This window comes from Peribacillus sp. JNUCC 23, from assembly GCF_053653995.1.
The window spans coordinates 3,135,187-3,155,862 of sequence record NZ_CM132202.1 but is presented as its reverse complement, the minus strand read 5'-3'; the positions used below and the strand labels follow the sequence as shown (position 1 = coordinate 3,155,862).

Here is a 20,676-nt window from a genome sequence, read left to right as displayed (position 1 = left end):
TTTTAGCTATGAAGATGACATGCTGGAGGCTAGGAACATGAATGTGTATGTAAATGTACAGCAACTATTACATAAAGCAATATTTTCGGGAATGCTTTGCAAAGTGGATGAACTTTATGCGCGTAATAAAATTCTAGATTTATTGGCGTTACAGGATTTTTCTGAAACCGAAGTGGAGCCAACTGAAAAAGACATGTCTGATCTTCTGGATGAATTAACCGATTATGCAGCAAAGACGAAAGTCATTAGTGATTTTATTGAAGAAAGAGACAGACTCTCGGCGAAGATTATGGATACTTTTCTACCCAAACCATCTGAGATAAATCGCCTTTTTATTGAAAAATATGAGCAAAATCCGAAACGAGCAACGGATTATTTCTATCAGCTAAGTAAGAATAGCCATTATATTCAATCAAAGCGGATTGAAAAAAATATTAATTTTTCAGTGGAAACAGCATATGGCAAGCTAGCTTTTACGATTAATCTGTCCAAGCCTGAGCTAGACCCGATGGAGATCGCTAGGGCAAGAGAACAAAGATCCCTTCCTTCTACTTACCCAAAATGTCTGCTTTGTATTGAAAACGAAGGCTACACTGGCAAAGTGGGGCATCCTGCTCGCGCTAATCATAGATTAATTCGGCTCGAATTGACAGATGAGCCATGGTATCTACACTATTCGCCTTATTCTTATTATCAGGAACATTGCATTGTCTATTCTGGTGAACATCGTGAAATGAGAATGGGACGTGAAACATTTCAGCGTTTATTGGAGTTTGTCGATCAATTCCCCCATTATTTTATCGGTTCGAATGCTGATCTTCCAATCGTCGGTGGTTCTATTTTTAGTCATGACCATTATCAAGGTGGACAATTTGAATTTGCGTTGGAGTCAGCAGAGGATGAGTTAGCTTTTGAGATTGCTAGTCTTGCCTCTGTAAAAGCAAGAACGGTTAAATGGCCGATGTCTGTCATCAGATTGAGTAGCAGGAATGTGGTTGATCTTGTGGACGCTAGTAGTCATATTTTCGAAATCTGGCAAGGCTATAGTGATCCTACAGTTCACATCGAGGCTTATTCAAGACAAATCAGCCACAATAGTATCACGCCGATTGCTAGAAAACGAAACGATGTTTACGAGATTGACCTCGTTCTTCGTAATAATCGAACGACAGCAGACTTTCCATTTGGAATTTTTCACCCTCACGAAGAGCTTCATCACATAAAAAAAGAAAATATCGGCTTAATCGAAACATCAGGTCTAGCCATACTCCCGCCACGTTTGAAACAAGAGCTCATAGAAGTAGAAAAATATTTACAACACGAACAAAATGAAATTCAAAAGTATCATCTGCCGTGGGCGAATGAAATAAAAGCAAGCTTTCCTAATCAAATCACTCCAACAACCGTACGGACGATCCTATTTACTGAAGTAGGGAATAAATTTCTGAAGTGTTTAGAAGATGCTGGCGTTTTTAAACGAGATGAACAAGGCCAGCAAGCATTTCGTCGTTTTCTTAATCTAATCTAGCGGGCGAGAAAATCTTTGTCATCAGCATTTTCAAAGTAATATAAAAGGTTTGAAAAATAAATTGGATTCCATCATAATAATAAAAAGGGAATATTTTCTAAAAGTAGGGAGGGGTACGTACGAATGAATCAACATGTAAAAAGAGAACTATACGCTTGGACTAAATCGATATTGTTTGCTTTATGCCTCGTATTTATATGCCGTCAGTTTATATTTACACCCATAACTGTTCAAGGTGAATCTATGTTACCTACATTTGAGGATAATAATAGGGTTGTAGTAAGCAAAACAAGCCCTATAGATAGATTTGATATTATTGTCTTTCGAGCACCAGATGCTGAATTAAACTATATAAAAAGGGTAATCGGTGTTCCAGGGGATCAGCTAGAAATGATAGATGACGTGTTATATATTAACGGTAAAGCGTATGAGGAACCATATGTAAAAAGTAATAATCATTCTCATATAAATAAAGTAACTGGCGACTTCACACTGCAAGAACTGACAGGAAAAAAGATCGTTCCTGAAGGGTATCTCTTTGTGTTAGGCGATAATCGTTCAAATAGTAATGATAGTCGAATCTTTGGTTTTATTTCTGAGGACTCAATTATTGGAGAAGTACAATTTCAATTTTATCCATTAAAAGAAATAGGTATCCCCAAATAGTTCTTAAGCGAGTATGTTGAATATATTGAGGTTAAATCGGGGCGATCTTCACTATTGAAGGTCGCTTTTTATTTATTGCGGTAACGTCAAACATGAACGGTTTAAGAGTCGTTTTCAAACGCAATCTGGGACAGACCTAATTATCTGAAAATGACCAAAATATATCAGAGAAATTGTTTAGTTGGTAGAAGGGGAATGATTAGTAAAACTTTAGCGAAAGTTTTACTAATCATTCATATAATAGAAGCGTATTTTAGTGAAATTTACTAAGGTTAAACGAGAGTTCTTCAATTAAAATTCTGATAAATGTAGAAAAATATGTATTATGAAGAAATTAATAGAGTGAATTTTTTGAAAAAAAGTATTGAAAGCGCTTAAATAAATTGGTATTATTTACGTAACAAGTAAATATTCAGTAAAAAATGGCAGGAATGCTAGTTTGATGTTTACTGAATGTAGTGAAGGAGTCTGAGATGGCAACAATCAAAGATATTGCAGTTCGTGCAAATGTGTCAAGTGCAACTGTATCTAGAGTTTTAAATAATGACCCTACACTTTTAGTCACTGATGAAACGAGAAATCGGATCGTAGAAGTTTCAAAGGAACTGGACTATACGACTGTGAGAACGCGGAGAAATGTAAAAAGGCTTGAGAGTGTAAGGAGTCCTAGAATTGGTATTATTTTAACGTGTTCATTAGAAGAAGAAGAAGATGGTGTTGATGACGACCCATACTTTTCTATTATTAGACAAGGTGTAGAGAGTGAGTGTTTAAATCAGGGAATTTATACGAACAAGATTATTCGGTCTTCTGATTCAAGTCAAGAGCAAATCATAGAAGATATAGATGGCTTGATTGTGATTGGTGGTATGAACCTGAGTCTTTTAAATAGACTAAAAGATACTTTGAATAATATTGTGTTTATCAATTACTCACCAGATGAGGATAGTTACGATTCAGTCATGATTGATTTTAGAAAAGCAACCACTAGTGCTATGGAACACTTATTGAATCAAGGATTTAAGGAAATTGGTTATATCGGTGGAAGTGAGAACGATGATTTTTCAGATAACAATTTAGTGGTTAGGGATACGCGTCTAACGATATATGAAGAAATAATGAAATCGAAAGGTATCTTTCGGAGAGATCAAGTATTTATTGGCGAATATACAATGACGCAAGGATACATGTTGATGAAAGAAGCAATTCATAAGGGGAATCTACCTGAAGCCTTTTTTATTGCAAGTGATTCGATGGCGATTGGGGCACTGCGCGCAATTCAAGAGGCACATTTAAAAGTGCCTGAAGATATTGCCATTGTTAGCTTTAATGATATCCTAATGGCGAAATTTGCAAGTGTACCATTAACGTCAGTTAAGGTTTATACAGAGCAATTGGGAAGAGTGGGAGTGAAATTATTATTAGACAGAATTAATGGGAGGGAAATACCTCTGAAAGTAACTGTCCCTACTAAGTTAGTTATTCGCGATAGCTGCGGGGCTAAAAATAAACTAGATTCTTAAGGTTACATTATATCGATCAGGATTGGGGCAAATGTTTAACTTTTAAGGAGGTGAGGAACTGGAGAAATAAATTCGTTTGTCTAGAGTCATTAAGGGGTCATATTGTACGCATAAAGAAAGAGATGAAAAGTCATATAAGTAGATAAAGATCCATTTGGCAGAATAGATCTTTATCAACGACTCTTCCATCTCTACTATTCTCTATAAGAGAAAAGAACTAGATCTCTATTGTATATTAACTTCATCCGTTCTAGCAAAAAATAATGTGTTACTAGTCAAAGAAAAAACCATTTATTTTACTAAGAAAATAGGGGAGAAAAACGATGAAAAAGTATCTGAATATGTTCTTGCTTATAGTAGCTTTCAGTTTAATTGTTTCGGGATGCTCAAGAAGTGCATCAAATAAGACTGGGGGAGAGGACGGTACTATCACATTATCCCTTTTCTCATCGATGAGTAATGAAGGGGAAAAGAAGGCATTCGCAAGTGTTGTCGCCAAGTTCGAAGAGGCAAATCCTAAAATAAAGATTGAATTGAATTCGCCTGGAGACTATGAAGATATGCTTCGTGTCAAGATGGCTGCGAATGATATGCCAGATTTATTTGATACACATGGTTGGTCACAGCTTCGATATGGTGAATATGTCATGGATTTAAAGGACATGGATTGGGTTAAAAATCTTGATCCAGCGTTAAACCAAATACTTAAAGATAAAGACGGAAAAGTGTATGCGCTTCCACTGAATCAAGCGAAAGATGGTATTAGCTATAATGTTGCTGTGTTAAAAGAGTATGGCATTGAACAACCGGCAACATTAGATGAGTTTATGAAAGCTTTAGAAACAGTTAAAGAAAAAAGCAAGGGAGAAGTTACACCATTATGGATTCCTGGTAGTGATAAAGATGGTATTGCTCAAATTTTTGACGAGTTTGCGACGCCATTACTTATTACCGACCAGAAGAATAGTTATGGAGATCAATTAGTAGATGGAACATTTGACTGGAACAATTACACGCTGCTTGCTGAAAAAATGAAGGAAATGCAAGACAAAGGGTTGTTAAATGAAGATGTTCTAACAGCACAATTACAACAAGCAACAGAGTTAATTGCTCAAAATAAGATTGCTTTCACGTTTGTTGCAGGCTCACTTGGCCCTGATGCAACAGAATTAAACCCAGATGTAAAAATAGGGACGATGCCAGTACCTGCGATTCATGCAGGAGATCAGCCAAGTTGGATTGGCGGTGAGCGTCATACTTTGGCGATATTTAAAAACACAAAGCACGCTGATGAGGCAAGACGTTTTCTTGACTTTATCGCTCAACCAGAAAATATTATAACGATTGCTAAAGGAACATCAGCGCCAGATGCTTTTACGAATGTTGATGCGGAAAACTATTTCTCCGCGTACTATAAAGAATTCGAGGATATTGATGTACAACCTTACTTTGATCGTGTGTATTTACCAAGTGGCATGTGGGATGTTATGGGGACGACTGGTCAAGAATTGCTTTCAGGTAGCTTAACACCTGAAAAGTTATCGAAAAAAATGGGCGAAGAATATAATCGTTTAAGAAAACAGTAGCTACGTGTACGAATAAGGGAGTTATTGAAGGATGGCGACTCCCTTATCCACAAAACGCTTTAGCACGTCTAAATAAGGAGTTGATATGATGAGCGAACTAGTAGCGAGAAGAAAGGTAGCCGTTGCCAAGAAAGCACCGAAGCGAAAAGAGAAAAAGCCATCTTCTCTTTGGTGGATGTATACGCCAAGCTTGATCATCGTTTTTCTGTTTATTTTATATCCCTTCTTAAATGGGATTCAGTTATCGTTTACAAATTGGAACGGTTTTTCGCAAAGTTATGATTGGGTAGGCTTAGACCAATACAAACGAATGTTAACAGATCCTACAACATGGCTCGTTGTCAAAAATACCTTAATTTACGGAATGGGTAGTACCATTTTGCAAAATATTATTGGCTTATTATATGCGTTATTGCTAAATCAAAGCATTCGAATGAAAGCCATTACCCGAACGGTGATTTATCTTCCCGTTATTATTAGTCCATTAATCATGGGGTATATTTGGTACTTTTTCTTTGCCTATCAAGGTGGAGCACTGAATGACGTCTTGCTTTTCTTAGGCTTAGATAAAATCAATGCATTAGCAAATCCTGAATGGAATACGTGGATCATCGTATTTGTCAATACCTATCAATATGTGGGCGTTGCCATGATCATTTATTTAGCAGGATTACAAAGCATTTCAAAAGATTATTATGAAGCAGCGCAAATTGATGGTGCCTCTTCCCTGCAACAATTTAAAAATATTACACTCCCTTTGTTAATGCCATCGATCACGATTAATATGGTGCTCAATATCATCGGCGGTTTGAAATTATTTGATGTGATTATTGCCTTAACGGGCGGAGGACCTGGAAATGCCTCACAATCGATGTCAACGTTTATGTATGATCTTTATTTTAAAAGACAGGATGCTGGTTACGCAGCAACGCAAGGTGTTTTCATGGCTGTGATCATTCTTATTTTAAGCTTAGCTGCTCTCGTTTACTTTAGACGGAAAGAGGTCGAAGCATAATGACATACACAGACAAGAAAAAGAAACGATTGTTTGCCGGGTTAGCCATTTTCATTACGCTTGTTCATATCATACCTTTCTATATTTTAATTACGACTGCTTTAAAAGCGAAAGGCGATTTTAGTTCAAAATGGGTTTTCCCCAAGCAAATCAGTTTCGAAAACTTTTCCGAAGCGTGGAAACTTACCAACTTAGGGAATTCGTTTATCAATTCGGCAATTATCACACTGTTTTCAGCCGTATTATTGATTGTGTTAGGATCAATGGCCGCCTATCCACTGGCACGTCGGCAAACAAAGTTAAATAAGTTTTTTTACTTCTTATTTATTGCCATTATGATTATTCCACCGTTGACGGCACTTGTGCCATTGTACAATTTGGTTGTCGATTTTGGCATGATGAATACGTATGAAGTGGCAATTTTCAATAATGTTGCCTCGTTTATGCCATTAACGATCTTTTTATATGCAGGCTTTATCCGGTCGACGATACCAAAGGAGTTGGAAGAAGCCGCCAAGATTGATGGGGCTAGTACGCTCGGGATTTTCTTTAGAATCGTGTTTCCATTGTTAAAACCAATAACTGCATCGATTCTAATTATCTCTTGTGTATACATTTGGAATGATTACCAGTTTGCGATCTTCTTCTTGCAAGATAGTGCGATGCATACATTAACCGTTTCATTAGCCAATTTCTTTGGGGCCAATCAAAATAAACTGAATTTAGTAGCAGCGGCAGCCTTAATGTCGATGTTACCAATGACCATTTTATTTTTATTCTTACAAAAATACTTCATTAAAGGGTTATCTGCAGGTTCAGTCAAAGGTTAATTGTAAAAAAACAGGAATAAGGAAGGAAGATGAAAAATGTCTAAAATTACATTTATTGGAGCAGGAAGTACGATTTTTGCTAAAAACGTCCTAGGAGATTGTTTGTTTGTACCAGCATTAGCAGGGTTTGAATTTGCCCTTTTCGATATTGATGAGCAACGTCTACAAGACTCTGAGAATATGTTGAATAACTTAAAGAAAAACTATAATAGTAATGTGACGATTCAATCATACTCTGATCGAAAAGAAGCGCTCCGTGGAGCAAAATATGTGATCAACGCGATCCAAGTTGGTGGCTACAAACCGAGTACTGTAATCGATTTTGAGATTCCTAAAAAATACGGTTTACAGCAAACGATTGCCGATACGACAGGTATTGGTGGGATTTTCCGAGCCCTTCGTACGATTCCGGTGATGTTGGATTTTGCAAAGGATATTGAAGAGGTTTGTCCAGATGCCCTTTTCTTAAATTACACAAATCCGATGGCTAGTTTAACCGGTGCGATGCTGCGCTACACAAACGTGAAAACGATTGGACTATGTCATAGTGTTCAAGTTTGTACCGAGCATTTGTTTAGAGACTTAGAAATGGACCATGAAGGAATTGAAGAACGGATTGCTGGCATTAACCATATGGCGTGGCTATTAGAGGTCAAACGCGATGGCAAGGATTTATATCCAGAAATCAAACGCCGGGCAAAGGAAAAACAAAAAACAAAACATGATGATATGGTTCGTTACGAATTAATGGATAAGTTTGGTTACTATATTACCGAGTCTTCCGAGCATAATGCCGAGTACCATCCATATTTTATCAAGAGCAAATATCCTGAGCTGATTGAACGATTCAATATTCCGCTTGATGAATATCCGCGTCGTTGTGTTTCTCAACTTGAGGGATGGGAATCGATGCGCGAAGAAATGGTGAACAACAGTCAGCTTACACATAGCCGAACACATGAGTATGGTTCAAGAATTATTGAAGCGATGGAAACAAATGTGCCGTTCAAATTTGGTGGAAATGTGTTAAATACCGGTCGCTTGATCAGTAATCTTCCAGAAAATGCAGTTGTTGAGGTACCGTGTGTTGTCGATCGCAATGGTATTATGCCGACCTACATCGGTGATTTACCCGAGCAACTAGCTGCACTGAACAGGACAAATATTAATACACAACTCCTCACAATCGAAGCCGCGGTCACTGGAAAACGTGAGCATGTGTACCAAGCGGCTATGCTTGATCCACACACAAGCGCGGAACTATCCATGGATGACATTATCTCAATGTGTGATGAGTTAATTGAAGCACATGGAGATTGGTTGCCGCAATTTACGAAAAACGAATCTAAGGATTATGTGAAATAAGAATTTGCGAGTAATTTAGAGGTTGTCTTAAAAAGGGTCAGACCACGCACTATATATACTAGTTGCGGAGTCTGACCCTTTTGCTCGATTTTTTTTATAATAAGTTTGATCATTTGAGCGTGTTTATTCGGTTATCGAATTTTTCCCCAAATGCCCTCCCAATAATAATATCTTAAATAGAAGTTCTCTAGGTAAACCACTTTTTCACAAAGTCTTTTAAATTTTATAGTAATCAACGCTTCTATGTGTAGTACTACTTTAAGGGGAACGTTTTCTTAGACATAAAGCAGTAACGAAAATTACAAATTGTTTTCTTTTATTAAGAGAAGGTAACAGTTCGATTACAAATAGGAAATGTTGGATGAATCGACAAAATTTTAAAAATAGCTTGTTTATACTGGCTTTAGCTGTAAAAGAAGGGAGTTGAAAATCGACCGTAATTAAATAATTGTGATGATAACTTCGGATAAGGAGCTATGATGGAAATTTTACTCAGTTTAAGCATATATATATCGGGTGCTCTTTCTGTTCTATGGCTAATCACCATCGCATTTGACTTGTTTCTGAAATAATAGGCTAAGAATAAGAGGGACATCTATTTTGTATTCTTTATTAAGAACCAACTAGATTAGTTCGAAACGGTTGATTGGAAGGAGAACAGGAAATGCGTGATGATAGTAAGCTTTTAGAAGCAAAGGAAAGAAAACTAGCCCGATTTTTGGAAGCACATTCAACAGAGGAAGTGTTTAATGAAGTCCAGGAATACATGCCATCCCTTCGTTCTCGATCAGATATTCTCCGTAAGCTGAACGAAATGAAGCTACCACCCTCTGTCATAAAAACTCTCATTTACTACGTACTAGCTACGAACAAACAAAAATTCGTGACTGATAAACTACTAGCGTTAGCTAATCTATGCAGAAAACTGAACATACAAGATGCTCAGGAAGCAATTACTTTCTTTAAACAATACTATTCATTTCATACTCAAATCAGTCAAGAAGGGTAACGTCAATTTTCTCTTATAGTTTGAACGCTCACTCTGAATCAGTATGTAGTGTTTAATGAAATAATCTTTTACTGTATTTAGCTGTTGCCCGGTTTGCCGTTCACCAATCTTAGCTACCCTTTATAGGTAGCTCTTTTTGTGTTCTATTCTTTTTCACAAGATAACTTTAACAATAAAAATATAATCAAATTTAATAAAATTTTATTGTAAAACGATAATAATTGAATTATTATTTAGATAATACTTATAAAGTGGGGTGCTTTATGAAACGGGGAACAATACTTTTTTTAAAGGTAACTACTTTTATTATTGGGTTTACACTCCTTGGATTATGTATCTTTGTGTTACCGGGGTTAGCAAGAGATGCAGCGGAGATGAATCCCGAGTATGCTTATTTGAGATTTCCTGTTCTTTTTGGTTTGTATATGACTGCGCTACCACTTTTTCTTGCTTTGTATCAATCATTAAAGCTTTTAAAGTATATTGAAAGTAAAAATGCTTTTTCAAAATTAGCTGTTATGTCGTTAGGACATATAAAGAACTGTGCCATTACAATCATTATCTTCTATGTAGCAGGGATCTTTTTTCTTGCCTTTCAAAACGCTTTGCATCCTGGAATAGCAATGATTGGTGCTGGTATCATATTTACAACACTGGTTATTTCATTATTTACTGCGGTGCTCCAGGAACTGTTAAGAAGTGCACTGGAATTAAAATCAGAGAACGATTTGACAGTCTGACGTGACCAAATGGCAATTATTATTCATATTGATGTGATGTTAGCGAAAAGAAAAATGAGTGTAACAGAACTTTCAAAGAGAGTTGGTATCACGATGGCTAATCTTTCTATATTGAAAAATGGCAAGGCAAAAGCCGTTAGATTTTCAACTTTAGAGGCAATATGTAAGGTTTTGGACTGTCAACCTGGTGATGTTTTAGAAGACAGAAGTACATAGACACACAAGCATTAAGGGACTTCTGTTTTATCCGAAAAACAAGAACTTTTAGGTGGGATAGTATGACATTGATATTATTAATCGGTCTTTTTGGAGTGGGACTCGTTATATTGTTTAAACATCCAATAATAGACAAATTTGAGAAAAACCAAAAGGTAAATATGCTAAAAAGTACTATGTGGTTTCAAAATCATTGGTTAGCTGGAATATTCCTATTCGTCATGAATGCCGTTCTATTTTTTTCAACTTGTCTTGTGCTTTATGTGTTGATGTATTTCATTATTCCATTTGTTCATATACTTGTGATGTTGTTTGCTGTAATCGGAAGTATTATTTTATGGATCGTAATAAATAAGGCTTGGCAAGGTACGAAAAGAAACCGTTGGAAGATGGGGACGATCGGGAGCAGCTTTTATATGTTCTTGACCATTATTTTTGTTTATTGGTTCGTGACAATAAAACCGTCTTATCCAGGTGAAGATACTTTCATGAGGGCTATTGGATTATTTTTCGCTATAATCGTTACGACAGTTGCGTTTATTACGTGTTTGGTTATTACAGGATTATCCAAAAGGAAAGTAGCCCATTAACCGAAATATGAAATTGAACAGATTCTTTATATTTTTGCTAACGGGTACCTGAACAGGGTAATGTGTGTATCTTGAAGCGATAAACGATCACCTATTATGGCGCTTCTTTTCAAGTAAAAATCATAGGATCACCAAAAAGGGACAAACTGTATTTGAAAAGAAAGGAGATGCAAGTCGTGACAAAAAAGTTCAATAAAGGTAGCCGTAATCAAAATGCACCACAATTACACGGACAAGTTCCGGTTAGTGGGGACAACAGTAAAGGAAATAAAAGAAATAAAGATCAGAACGATAAAACAGATGGTGAAAGTTAAATGCAACAAACCGGTCTATTCAGGCCGGTTTGTTGCATTTTGTTTATGTTCCGAATAATTTTTATCGTACTAGTGCAATTGTTGAGATATGCACATGAGCTGCGCTTTTAGAATTATTTAGAAGTAAGTATTTGTTGAAGGAACAAAAGGAACTTTCAAAGTCGAGAAGCTTTTTGAGTGTAATAAGTTAATAGATTGTGAATGTTGCTACTTCGACTAACGTAAGCGGTTTAATTGAAATCGAAAATGGTATAATTTAGAATGAATGGGAGATTCGGAGGTGGGGATATGCTTGAACTTATTTTAGTTCTCTTTGTTCCAGCGATTTTAATTATATTTTTGTTTGATTTTGCAAAATTTAGGCAGCAAAATCAAACGATAATTGAACAGAATGAAAAGGTTATTTCTCTATTAGAAGAAATTAAAAATAAATGATCACTGTCATTCTAGTAAACGGTGCAAGAGTCCAATAATGGAAGGCTGTTGCTGTGGATTTTCTTTTACTGACGAGGGAAGGGCAGTTGAAAATGAAGTATAACATCAGGTTATGAATTGGAGATGCGAATGAAATGAAATCAATTATTGAAGCTACAACTTTTCCAAGAACTAGACAATCAATTGCCGAAGATTTGAGAGCTTTAGGATTAAATAAAGGAATGACCGTACTCGTACATTCATCTTTATCGTCTCTAGGATGGGTAAACGGTGGAGCTGTTGCTGTTATTCAAGCATTAATGGATGTGGTTACGGAACAAGGTACCATCGTGATGCCTTCTCAATCTGTGGAATTATCCGATCCTTCAGAATGGCAATACCCTCCCGTACCAGAGGAGTGGTGGCATGGAATTAAAGAAAGCATGCCGGCCTACAATGCTGATTATACCCCTACTGCTGGGATGGGAAAAATAGTTGAGGTATTCAGGTCTTATCCAGAAGTTTTAAGAAGTTCTCATCCAAATTACTCCTTTATAGCTTGGGGAAAGGATAAACATGAAATTCTTCATCAACAATCTCTTAATTTTGGACTTGGTGAACAATCTCCTTTAGGAAAACTGTATATGCGTCAGTCATTTGTCTTATTATTAGGTGCTGGTTTTGATAGTAATACTTGTTTTCATCTTGCTGAATACAGGATTCCTAATCAGAAAGTTATTAGTAAAGGTGCTCCTATGATAGTAGAAGACAAAAGGCTATGGAAAGAATATAAAGACCTCGAATATAGAGAGGAACTTTTTGAAGAAGTCGGTAAAGCATTTGAGGCAGAATATGATCTTACATCTGGTTTAGTCGGTTCTGCTAAAAGTCGCCTTTTTTCACTTAAAGAAGCAGTTAATTTTGCTGAGAAATGGTTTGAAAATTATGATAGTAAACATATAGGCTGACTGCGGTTTTACCAAATGGTTTAGTAAAAACTTGCGTGAATCCCAATAGCCGTTCATTTCATTTCTTGTGCGTTACTCGCTTCACAGAATACATAGAATTGTACGAATTGGACTAGGTGGAACACTGATATGTGGTGAAAGTAACATGTTGTTCGGTGTGAGCAATGGGAAAGGTTGCTGCAAACAACCCCTTACCTAGCAGTAAAGGGATTGTTTGCGGCAACCTTTTTCTAATTCTATTAAAGGGCAAGATTTATTTAATAAATTGGATAGGTGTATCAGACTGATAATGTCTTGAGGGAAAGCAATAGAAGCGCACTATGTTTAGGTTTTTAATGTATTTTTCGTGTTTTTTAATGGTAGTTTAATTGTTAACGCAATTTCCAAACCTAATTTGAATGTTTTAACAGCATTTTCTATTGCCTTGGGGGCCTCAGCAGGGCTTATATTTGTCGAATATTATCTATCTAAGAAATTCAAGGAAAGTGAACAGATATCATATTAGTCCAAGGGAACTATAACGGTAGTTCCTTTTCTTGCAAGGCAAAATTTAAGAACAACATTAGAAAGTAAATCCAATTAAACAGTTGGACACTCATTCTATGTTTAATAAAAGGATTTGATAAAATATGAAAGAACTTTATGAAAAATATCAACTTTTGAATATACCGAATAAATACCAATTATCAGATGTTGATGTTGTTATGAAAGAGGAATATTTATCAAAAGAAATCCATGTAAAAGATATGGACTTTTTGTTAGAACCAGAAAATGTAGATAATTTCATCAAATGTTACAAGTTAGATAATAAGGAAATCTTAGATAAATTATTTACAGAAGAAGAAAAACAAAGTTTGATACACATGAAGATTATGAATGAACAAGATCCCTCAGATCCTAATAATTTAACTGAATTTGAATATACTCGTATTCAAAATGGGGAGTATTTGGTAGTATTTATTGGTTCAATGGAAGGCAAATATATTGAAGATCTCAAGCTTGTAGGAAGTAGTTCAAGATTATTTGATCGATTACTTATTCTAGCAGGAATTGAAAAAGAAGATTGTCAGTTAGGAAATATTATGTTTGAACATTATTTATTAGCACTATCAAATTTAGGTTATTTAGATTAAATTAAATATCATTCTATCACGTTATAATTCATTTTTTTAATACCATTTTCATGTGAAGTAAACATAATCATAACTTTGAGTAATAAAGGGAGGTGGACGTTTTTTTAGATATCCAACTTCTTTTTGTTTTTTAGTTACCATGCTTCTAAAAAGGCGTGTGAGCCCACGGATTCACACGAATGAGCCCAAATATTCTTTTACAACAGGATTGTTTAACGCCGTTATTTTTAAAAATCGCTTGCAAATAGGAACCGTTACGTTTTATAATGATTAAGCAAATATAACGCAAATGAGGTTTTCTTTAGGTCTATCGAAACGTTACTCATTTTTTTAGAATTTAAAACGTAATGATTTTGATTTGTTAATTGGAATATCCAGAGGGGATTTCGCGTGAGGGAGTGAACATGTTGAGTAATCAAAAGATTCCAGTTACCGTACTGAGCGGGTATCTTGGTTCAGGAAAAACGACTTTGCTCAATCATATTTTAGCAAACCGTGAGCAATTGAAAGTAGCTGTTATCGTCAATGATATGAGTGAAGTGAACATAGATGCTGCATTAGTTAAACAAGGTGGCTTCCAGAAAACGGACGAGAAATTGGTGGAAATGCAAAATGGTTGTATTTGCTGCACGCTCAGAGAAGATCTACTAATTGAAGTAGAGAAGTTGGCCAAGCTAGGTGACATCGATTATATCGTCATCGAATCAAGCGGGATTAGTGAACCTATTCCAGTAGCTCAAACCTTTACATATGTGGATGAAAGTTTAGGAATCGACTTGTCTAAATACTGCAAGCTGGATACGATGGTGACGGTTCTCGATGCGAACCGCTTTTGGCACGATTATGCTTCTGGAGAAAGTCTACTTGATCGTAAACAGGCCGTTGATGAAACGGATGCAAGGGAGGTAGCTGATTTATTAATGGATCAAATTGAATTTGCAAACGTGATTGTGCTGAATAAAGTAGATTTAGTAGCCCATTCCAATATTCAGGAATTAAAAGCCGTTTTGCAAAAATTTAATCCGCAAGCGCAAATTATCGAGGGTGAGTATTCGAAGGTCCCACTTGATCAAGTATTAAACACAGGTCTGTTTGATTTTGAGACGTCAAGCCAAGGAGCAGGTTGGCTAAAAGAATTAAACGAAGAGCATATTCCGGAAACAGAGGAGTATGGCATATCTTCGTTCGTGTATCGTCGTCATAAGCCATTCCATCCTGAGAGGCTGATGACTTGGCTAAAAGATTGGCCAGTTGAGATCGTTCGAGCGAAGGGATTTATTTGGCTAGCTACTAGGAATAATATTTCTGGACTAATATCGCAAGCAGGACCATCTTTGACGATTCAAGGAGCAGGAAATTGGATCGCAGCTTATCCGGAAGCGGAACGAAAACAACTATTGGCAGAAGAACCCGAGCTTCTCAATCGCTGGGATGATACATATGGGGACCGTATAACAGAATTAGTCATGATCGGCATCAGTATGGATCAAAAGCAAGTCGAGCAGACATTGGATGCATGCTTGCTTACAGAAGAAGAGATGGTCCAGGATTGGACGAAATTTATCGATCCTCTGCCTTCATTTGTATGAAGGACATGGGGCGGGTCTTCGCGGCTTCCTAATATAGCCAATCTATTTATCAGGTATACTGATTTTATCGAGAAAGCATCCAAAATCGGGCTTCGCGCCGCCACCATTGTGATTAGGTGAGTGAGTGTAGCGTGATACAGGATGGATTCTTCATAGTAAATGGTGGCGTTTTAACGCCATATTTGTTTCATATATAAAATCTAGATAAATCCATGAGGAGGAAACATGATGAGAGTAAATATTATATTGGCATGTACAGAAACAGGAGATCGGAATTATGTGACAACGAAGAATAAACGGAACAATCCCGACCGTATTGAGCTTATGAAATATTGTCCGAGATTGAAAAAACGTACTTTGCACAGAGAAACAAAATAAGAATAACGCTGATTATTGAGTGAATAGGTTTTAATTTATAAAACGTAATGATTTTGTTTTAATAAAAGTAAGTAAAGGAGAATCGGAAAATGGCGAAAAAGTCTAAAGTTGTAAAAGAGAAAAAAAGGCAAGAAATGGTGATGAAATATGCAGCTATCCGTCAGGATCTAAAAGAAAAAGGAGATTATGTGGCTCTAAGTAAACTGCCGCGAGATTCATCACCGACACGTTTGAAAAATAGATGTGAAGTGACAGGAAGACCAAGAGGATTCTTAAGAAAGTTCAAAATGTCCAGGATTGCCTTTAGGGACTATGCACATAAAGGACAAATTCCTGGCGTGAAGAAAGCAAGCTGGTAATGAAACAGGGGCTGCTCTAAAAGGGTCTGACCTCGCACTCTAATCACAATATAAAGTAGTTGCGAGGTCTGACCCTTTTGTTATGGGGCAGCCCCGAATTCAAGCCGCGGGAAATTTTTGCGGAGGGCATGATGAATTCAATTTTCCTTGAATTTCTGCCACAATATGAAATGGTAGGTGCAATCGAATGAAATGAATGGATTGCACAGATAGAATGAGAAAAGGTATAGACCAACGATTTGGTAGGGTTACGTGGTGCTAGTATAGTCTTTTAGGAAACGACTAAGTTAAAGCCCTATCATGATTTTTGAGAGGATCTGTCCGTCTCGGAACGTAAGAATACAGGTAAAAAATATCCTATTTTTGTCTTCTCATCCATTGTGTTGCAACCCATTTTTCGCCAGTAATAACGGGCGCTCCACCATGTAAAGTTCGTTCGTTTACGTTTTGGTCGTTATAGAAGTATTCGAAATACACCGCCATTCCTTTTTGTGGGGAGACTGAAAAATTTAGTTTCGGAAAAAAAGTTTCTCCGCCATGCTCCACGTCGTTTAAGTACATGACCATTGTGCTAATTCTATTATTATTTGTTGCTTTACTTGTAGATGTAAAAAAGTCAAAATGAGCTTTATATTCTTGACCAGGAGTATATTTAAGAATTTGAATCCCTTCGCCATGTTCAATGGGGATATTCATAATCGCTGCTATTCTTTTTTCAATATTGGTAATGATGTCATTTTCATTTTCTTGAAAAAACATACTACTACTTGTTCTTATCTCATTAACATCGTGTGTCACTCCAATTTTAGAACGATGCATTTTGTCAGTTGATAATCTAATTAGCTCGTCACATTCTTCGTCACTCAACACATTTCCTAAAATTACGACTAGTGGTTCTTCTAATCTAGCAATGATATTAATTTCTCTATCTTCTGTTTTGATTGTATTGCCAATATGATTAAAAATCGTTTGTTCTTTACTATCCACTGTCAACTTTCATCGACTCCTCAGGAGATTTAATTTTCGGAATGATTAATTTTAACTTTTTTTGTAAGTTATGATCTATGATCATTATATCATGAACCGCACGTTTATAACGGTTTCCTATTCAGCTGATAAAGAAAATATTATTTTTCAGGAATCTTACAGACTTTTCCGAACGAGAAAACCCACTTCTTCAGAGGTGGGATGGTAGTGAGGTCGAAACAGGCATGTCATTAGGCATGTTCATGTTTCGATTTTTTTTGTGCGTTAAGTGAACGTATTATTTGAAAATGGAACGTATGTTCTTTAAAATTGAATTATGGAATTATTTAAATAATAGGGAAGGGGGAAAACACCGTGTTTGTGACTCATTCATTTAAAATACTTTATGATAAAAAATTGTATTCGGAGTTAAGGTTGATGCAGCGAGAAGCAGCTTCCGTTTGGAACGATATAGTCAGAGAAGCAACATCTTATTATATTTGCTTTAAAAAGTGGTTAAGTAAAACGGAAATCCAAACAATCCGAAAACAAACGTATCATCTTCATTCTCAAACTGTTCAGGCCATTGCGGATAAATATGTGGCGAATCGTGAAACCATTCGACAACTGCGAAAAACAGATAAAAAAGCAAGGTATCCGTGGCGAAGAAAGTACTATTATTGTATTCCATTAAAAAAAGCGTCAATGGATGTCTCTAAAGAAACGATTACGATTAAAAAAGTGGAATATGGATTCCAACTTTCTGATCTATTAACCAAAAAGAAAAATAAAAATTGGAATGAAAAGGTGCCGAAGAGAAATGTAACGATTGTTATTCCCAATCGGTCAGAAGAAATCTTAGAAACGTGCAACTATGCTGAAGTAGTGTGGAGAAACGGAGCGTATTGGTTTTGTTATTCGGTATCTGTACCAGAAAAAGACACTTCATCATATGCTTTTAAAGCGGCAGGTGGAGATTTAGGTGAAATTCACTCCGTAACGGTAGCGACCGAGGATCAAGCATTAGTAGTTTCGGGTCGAGTGATGCGTAGTATTTCTCAATTCCGTGCAAAGGTAGTAGCCGATTTAAGTAAGAAAATGTCTCGTTGTAAAAAGGGCTCTCGTCAATGGAAAAAATATAGACAGGCAAGCGTACGAATTCGACAAAAGACAAAAAATCAGCTTGAAGAGTTGGAACATAAGACAACAAAAGAAGTTATTTCTTTTTTAGAAGAAGAAAAAGTAACAAACTTTGTCATTGGAAACGTATCCGGTATTGAAAAAAATACAAAGAAAAATAGGGAAAAGAAACGGAAAAACAATAAAAAAAGACGACAACAATTATCGTTATGGAATCAGGGGAAAATCAAACAAAAGTTGACATACAAAGCCCAATTAAAAGGGATCCGCATGGAAGAAACAGAAGAAAGCTATACCTCCCAAGATTGTCCGTTTTGTGGGGGGCGACACCAAGCAAACGGAAGAACCTTCGTATGTTCTGTTCATAAAACAGAAATCCATCGTGATGTGAATGGAGCGCAAAATATTGTGCGCAAGAAATATCACATGGAAACGAAATCACTTCTTTCGGTTTTATATAAGCAACCGGTTTGGAATAAGCGTTTTTTGTCCAGGGAAGAAAGACAAAAAGCCAAACATCCAAAAGATCAACCGAAAAAAGAGAAAAGTATCGCCGGACGGACGGCGTAGTAGGCACAGACCTTGCCCTTTCGATGGACGGTTTTTCTATCGAGAGTTGTTCGCTAAAAGTTTTGCCTCTGCGACTTCCTTTGGGAGTTTGTAAGTGAAATGTTTGCGAAAAAGAATCCCACTGCTTTAGCTGTGGGAGTGGTCAAATACAGTGTTTCAATTCAAAAGGCATCCATTGCAGTCTGGGAGCTGGTTTTTTTAAAAAATTATCAAACTTGAATCGTTTTGTTGTACCATTTTCTTTAATAGGGTGAAGGGAAAAGAAGGTTGCAAAATTGAAGGTGGTAAAGCGCCCTAAACAAGGCGATGCCGAGGCATTTCATACATTGATTCATGAAATTTGAGCCTGTTATGATCGCAATTTTTTCATAACAGGCTCTTTATATTTGTTATGTAACAGACTATTGGTTGAAAGCGTCGCCTTTTGATCGTACTGTCTCGATCTCCATTAAGATATGAGCGTTTTAAAACGATCTTGATATTCTAGCAATACCATTTCATAGACTCCAAGAATCTGCTTTACACAAGCGATCGTTCATTTTTCTTTAAAAAGTATAAATAAATAATCATCGAAATAAAAATAGAAAGAGCTGATGCTAAATAAATGCTTCGATAACCGAATAGGTAGCCGATTTGTCCGAAAGTGATGGCACCAATCCCTACGCCAAGATCGAAGAAGGAGAAGAAGGTCGCGTTGGCCATTCCTTTTCGATTTCGTTCCGCCTTTTCAATGGACCATGCTTGGAGTGCTGGCTGGACCGTTCCGAAGCCGAGACCGTAGAATATGGCGGCTGTGTAGAGCACGATGTTATTTGGAAGCCATGCGAGGAGCAGCATAGCGATGAGAATACAGATAGCCGATGGAATGTAAATGAATTTGTGACCTTTTGTATCATATAGTTTTCCTGCATAAAGACGTGTAAATAAAAGAGCGATCGCATAGATGAGGAAATACCATTGAATGCCTGTGACTCCTTGTTTCATTGAATAGAGTGGGAGAAACGTGGCAATCCCGCCGAATGTTACGGTAATGAAAAATAATAAAATCGATGGTTGCAAAGCCGTTTTTTCATAAAGATCCAATTTACGGGTTGTCGTTTTTACAGCGGCTTTTTCGCCTTTTTTGTAGTGAATGGTTGAAGCGAGTGCAACGGCTACTAGTCCTAATGCTCCACATAGAAGAAATAGTGTTTGAAATGATAGTTTTCCAGCCAGTGCTAGACCGAGTGAAGGACCGATAGCCAGTGCTAGATTTCCAGACAGGCCGTAAAAACCCATCCCTTCACCACGTCTGCTCGCAGGAATGATATCGCTTGCAATTGTACCGGAAGCAGTGGAAGAAAAGCCCCAACCGATGCCCTGGGCGACCCTTAGAGCGAATAGCATAAACATACTGGCCATGAAACCAAATACTCCAACTGTAAGAACAAATATAGAAAGACCAAATAAAAATACAAACTTTCTTCCTCGTGTTTCAAGAATTTGTCCTGCAAATGGGCGTACAATCAAGGCGGAAAACGTGAAAATCCCAACGACCATGCCAATTAATTGATCATTTCCCCCTAAGTATTCAACAAAGAGCGGAATGGTCGGTAATGTCATTTGAAAGCCGAGAAAAATAAAGAAGTTAGCGATACAAATCATCACAAAATCACGGGTCCATATTCTATCCTTACCTTGAGGACGTTGTGTTACTAAAGCTTTGTCCATCTATAAGCCCTCCTTCATTCCCCTCATATGTATATATTTTACTAGAATTTGGATGATAAAGCTATTG

At 36.7% G+C, this 20,676-nt stretch carries 21 protein-coding genes; 19 read left to right on the top strand and 2 right to left on the bottom strand.

The window, feature by feature from the left end; genetic code table 11:
• Positions 1-37 precede the first annotated feature (37 nt).
• From JNUCC23_RS15230 to rpsN, 18 genes are all read left to right on the top strand, one after another.
• The gene (locus JNUCC23_RS15230) at positions 38-1,528 is read left to right on the top strand and encodes a UDP-glucose--hexose-1-phosphate uridylyltransferase (RefSeq protein ID WP_454212195.1); all 1,491 of its coding nucleotides are present in this window, start codon (positions 38-40) and stop codon (positions 1,526-1,528) included.
• A 123-nt stretch (positions 1,529-1,651) separates the two neighbouring features.
• Positions 1,652-2,194: a signal peptidase I gene (lepB, locus tag JNUCC23_RS15225; RefSeq protein ID WP_454212193.1), complete on the top strand. Its 543-nt coding sequence runs from the start codon at positions 1,652-1,654 to the stop codon at positions 2,192-2,194.
• A gap of 473 nt (positions 2,195-2,667) precedes the next feature.
• Entirely contained in the window at positions 2,668-3,717 is a 1,050-nt protein-coding gene (locus JNUCC23_RS15220; RefSeq protein WP_403069808.1) for a LacI family DNA-binding transcriptional regulator, read from the top strand.
• A gap of 323 nt (positions 3,718-4,040) precedes the next feature.
• On the top strand, positions 4,041-5,303 hold the full coding sequence (locus tag JNUCC23_RS15215) for an ABC transporter substrate-binding protein (protein ID WP_454212191.1): 1,263 nt from the start codon (positions 4,041-4,043) through the stop codon (positions 5,301-5,303).
• A gap of 88 nt (positions 5,304-5,391) precedes the next feature.
• The gene (locus tag JNUCC23_RS15210) at positions 5,392-6,318 is read left to right on the top strand and encodes a carbohydrate ABC transporter permease (protein ID WP_454212189.1); all 927 of its coding nucleotides are present in this window, start codon (positions 5,392-5,394) and stop codon (positions 6,316-6,318) included.
• Entirely contained in the window at positions 6,318-7,148 is an 831-nt protein-coding gene (locus JNUCC23_RS15205; RefSeq protein WP_454212187.1) for a carbohydrate ABC transporter permease, read from the top strand. The genes JNUCC23_RS15210 and JNUCC23_RS15205 overlap by 1 nt, the downstream gene beginning before the upstream one ends.
• A 36-nt stretch (positions 7,149-7,184) precedes the next feature.
• Complete coding sequence (gene melA, locus JNUCC23_RS15200; RefSeq protein ID WP_403069820.1) at positions 7,185-8,513, top strand: alpha-glucosidase/alpha-galactosidase; 1,329 nt, start codon at positions 7,185-7,187, stop codon at positions 8,511-8,513.
• Positions 8,514-9,177: 664 nt separating this feature from the next.
• Positions 9,178-9,522 carry a hypothetical protein gene (locus JNUCC23_RS15195; RefSeq protein WP_403069823.1) on the top strand — a complete coding sequence of 115 codons (345 nt, stop codon included), beginning with the start codon at positions 9,178-9,180 and terminating at the stop codon, positions 9,520-9,522.
• A gap of 263 nt (positions 9,523-9,785) precedes the next feature.
• Positions 9,786-10,262 carry a DUF2975 domain-containing protein gene (locus tag JNUCC23_RS15190; RefSeq protein WP_403069826.1) on the top strand — a complete coding sequence of 159 codons (477 nt, stop codon included), beginning with the start codon at positions 9,786-9,788 and terminating at the stop codon, positions 10,260-10,262.
• Between the two features lie 9 nt (positions 10,263-10,271).
• Entirely contained in the window at positions 10,272-10,478 is a 207-nt protein-coding gene (locus JNUCC23_RS15185) for a helix-turn-helix domain-containing protein (protein WP_403069829.1), read from the top strand.
• A 62-nt stretch (positions 10,479-10,540) separates the two neighbouring features.
• A complete protein-coding gene (locus JNUCC23_RS15180) occupies positions 10,541-11,068 on the top strand; it encodes a hypothetical protein (RefSeq protein WP_454212184.1) in 528 nt (175 codons plus the stop codon).
• A 176-nt stretch (positions 11,069-11,244) separates the two neighbouring features.
• The gene (locus JNUCC23_RS15175) at positions 11,245-11,382 is read left to right on the top strand and encodes a hypothetical protein (protein WP_172796814.1); all 138 of its coding nucleotides are present in this window, start codon (positions 11,245-11,247) and stop codon (positions 11,380-11,382) included.
• Positions 11,383-11,670: 288 nt separating this feature from the next.
• Positions 11,671-11,817, top strand: coding sequence for a hypothetical protein (locus JNUCC23_RS15170; RefSeq protein ID WP_172796815.1), 147 nt, complete (start codon positions 11,671-11,673; stop codon positions 11,815-11,817).
• A gap of 134 nt (positions 11,818-11,951) precedes the next feature.
• Entirely contained in the window at positions 11,952-12,764 is an 813-nt protein-coding gene (locus tag JNUCC23_RS15165) for an aminoglycoside N(3)-acetyltransferase (RefSeq protein ID WP_454212182.1), read from the top strand.
• A 629-nt stretch (positions 12,765-13,393) separates the two neighbouring features.
• Entirely contained in the window at positions 13,394-13,897 is a 504-nt protein-coding gene (locus JNUCC23_RS15160; RefSeq protein WP_454212180.1) for a hypothetical protein, read from the top strand.
• A gap of 407 nt (positions 13,898-14,304) precedes the next feature.
• Positions 14,305-15,486: a GTP-binding protein gene (locus JNUCC23_RS15155; protein ID WP_454212178.1), complete on the top strand. Its 1,182-nt coding sequence runs from the start codon at positions 14,305-14,307 to the stop codon at positions 15,484-15,486.
• A 228-nt stretch (positions 15,487-15,714) separates the two neighbouring features.
• Entirely contained in the window at positions 15,715-15,864 is a 150-nt protein-coding gene (gene rpmG / locus JNUCC23_RS15150) for a 50S ribosomal protein L33 (RefSeq protein ID WP_403072028.1), read from the top strand.
• 89 nt (positions 15,865-15,953) lie between these two features.
• A complete protein-coding gene (rpsN, locus tag JNUCC23_RS15145) occupies positions 15,954-16,223 on the top strand; it encodes a 30S ribosomal protein S14 (protein WP_403069846.1) in 270 nt (89 codons plus the stop codon).
• A 357-nt stretch (positions 16,224-16,580) separates the two neighbouring features.
• Here the strand turns inward: rpsN and JNUCC23_RS15140 are convergent, their stop codons facing one another.
• Entirely contained in the window at positions 16,581-17,216 is a 636-nt protein-coding gene (locus JNUCC23_RS15140; protein ID WP_403069849.1) for a 2OG-Fe(II) oxygenase, read from the bottom strand.
• Positions 17,217-17,564: 348 nt separating this feature from the next.
• Between JNUCC23_RS15140 and JNUCC23_RS15135 the strand changes: the two genes are divergently transcribed.
• On the top strand, positions 17,565-18,899 hold the full coding sequence (locus JNUCC23_RS15135; RefSeq protein ID WP_454212175.1) for an RNA-guided endonuclease InsQ/TnpB family protein: 1,335 nt from the start codon (positions 17,565-17,567) through the stop codon (positions 18,897-18,899).
• 519 nt (positions 18,900-19,418) lie between these two features.
• Here the strand turns inward: JNUCC23_RS15135 and JNUCC23_RS15130 are convergent.
• Positions 19,419-20,609, bottom strand: coding sequence for an MFS transporter (locus tag JNUCC23_RS15130; RefSeq protein WP_403069855.1), 1,191 nt, complete (start codon positions 20,607-20,609; stop codon positions 19,419-19,421).
• Positions 20,610-20,676 lie beyond the last annotated feature (67 nt).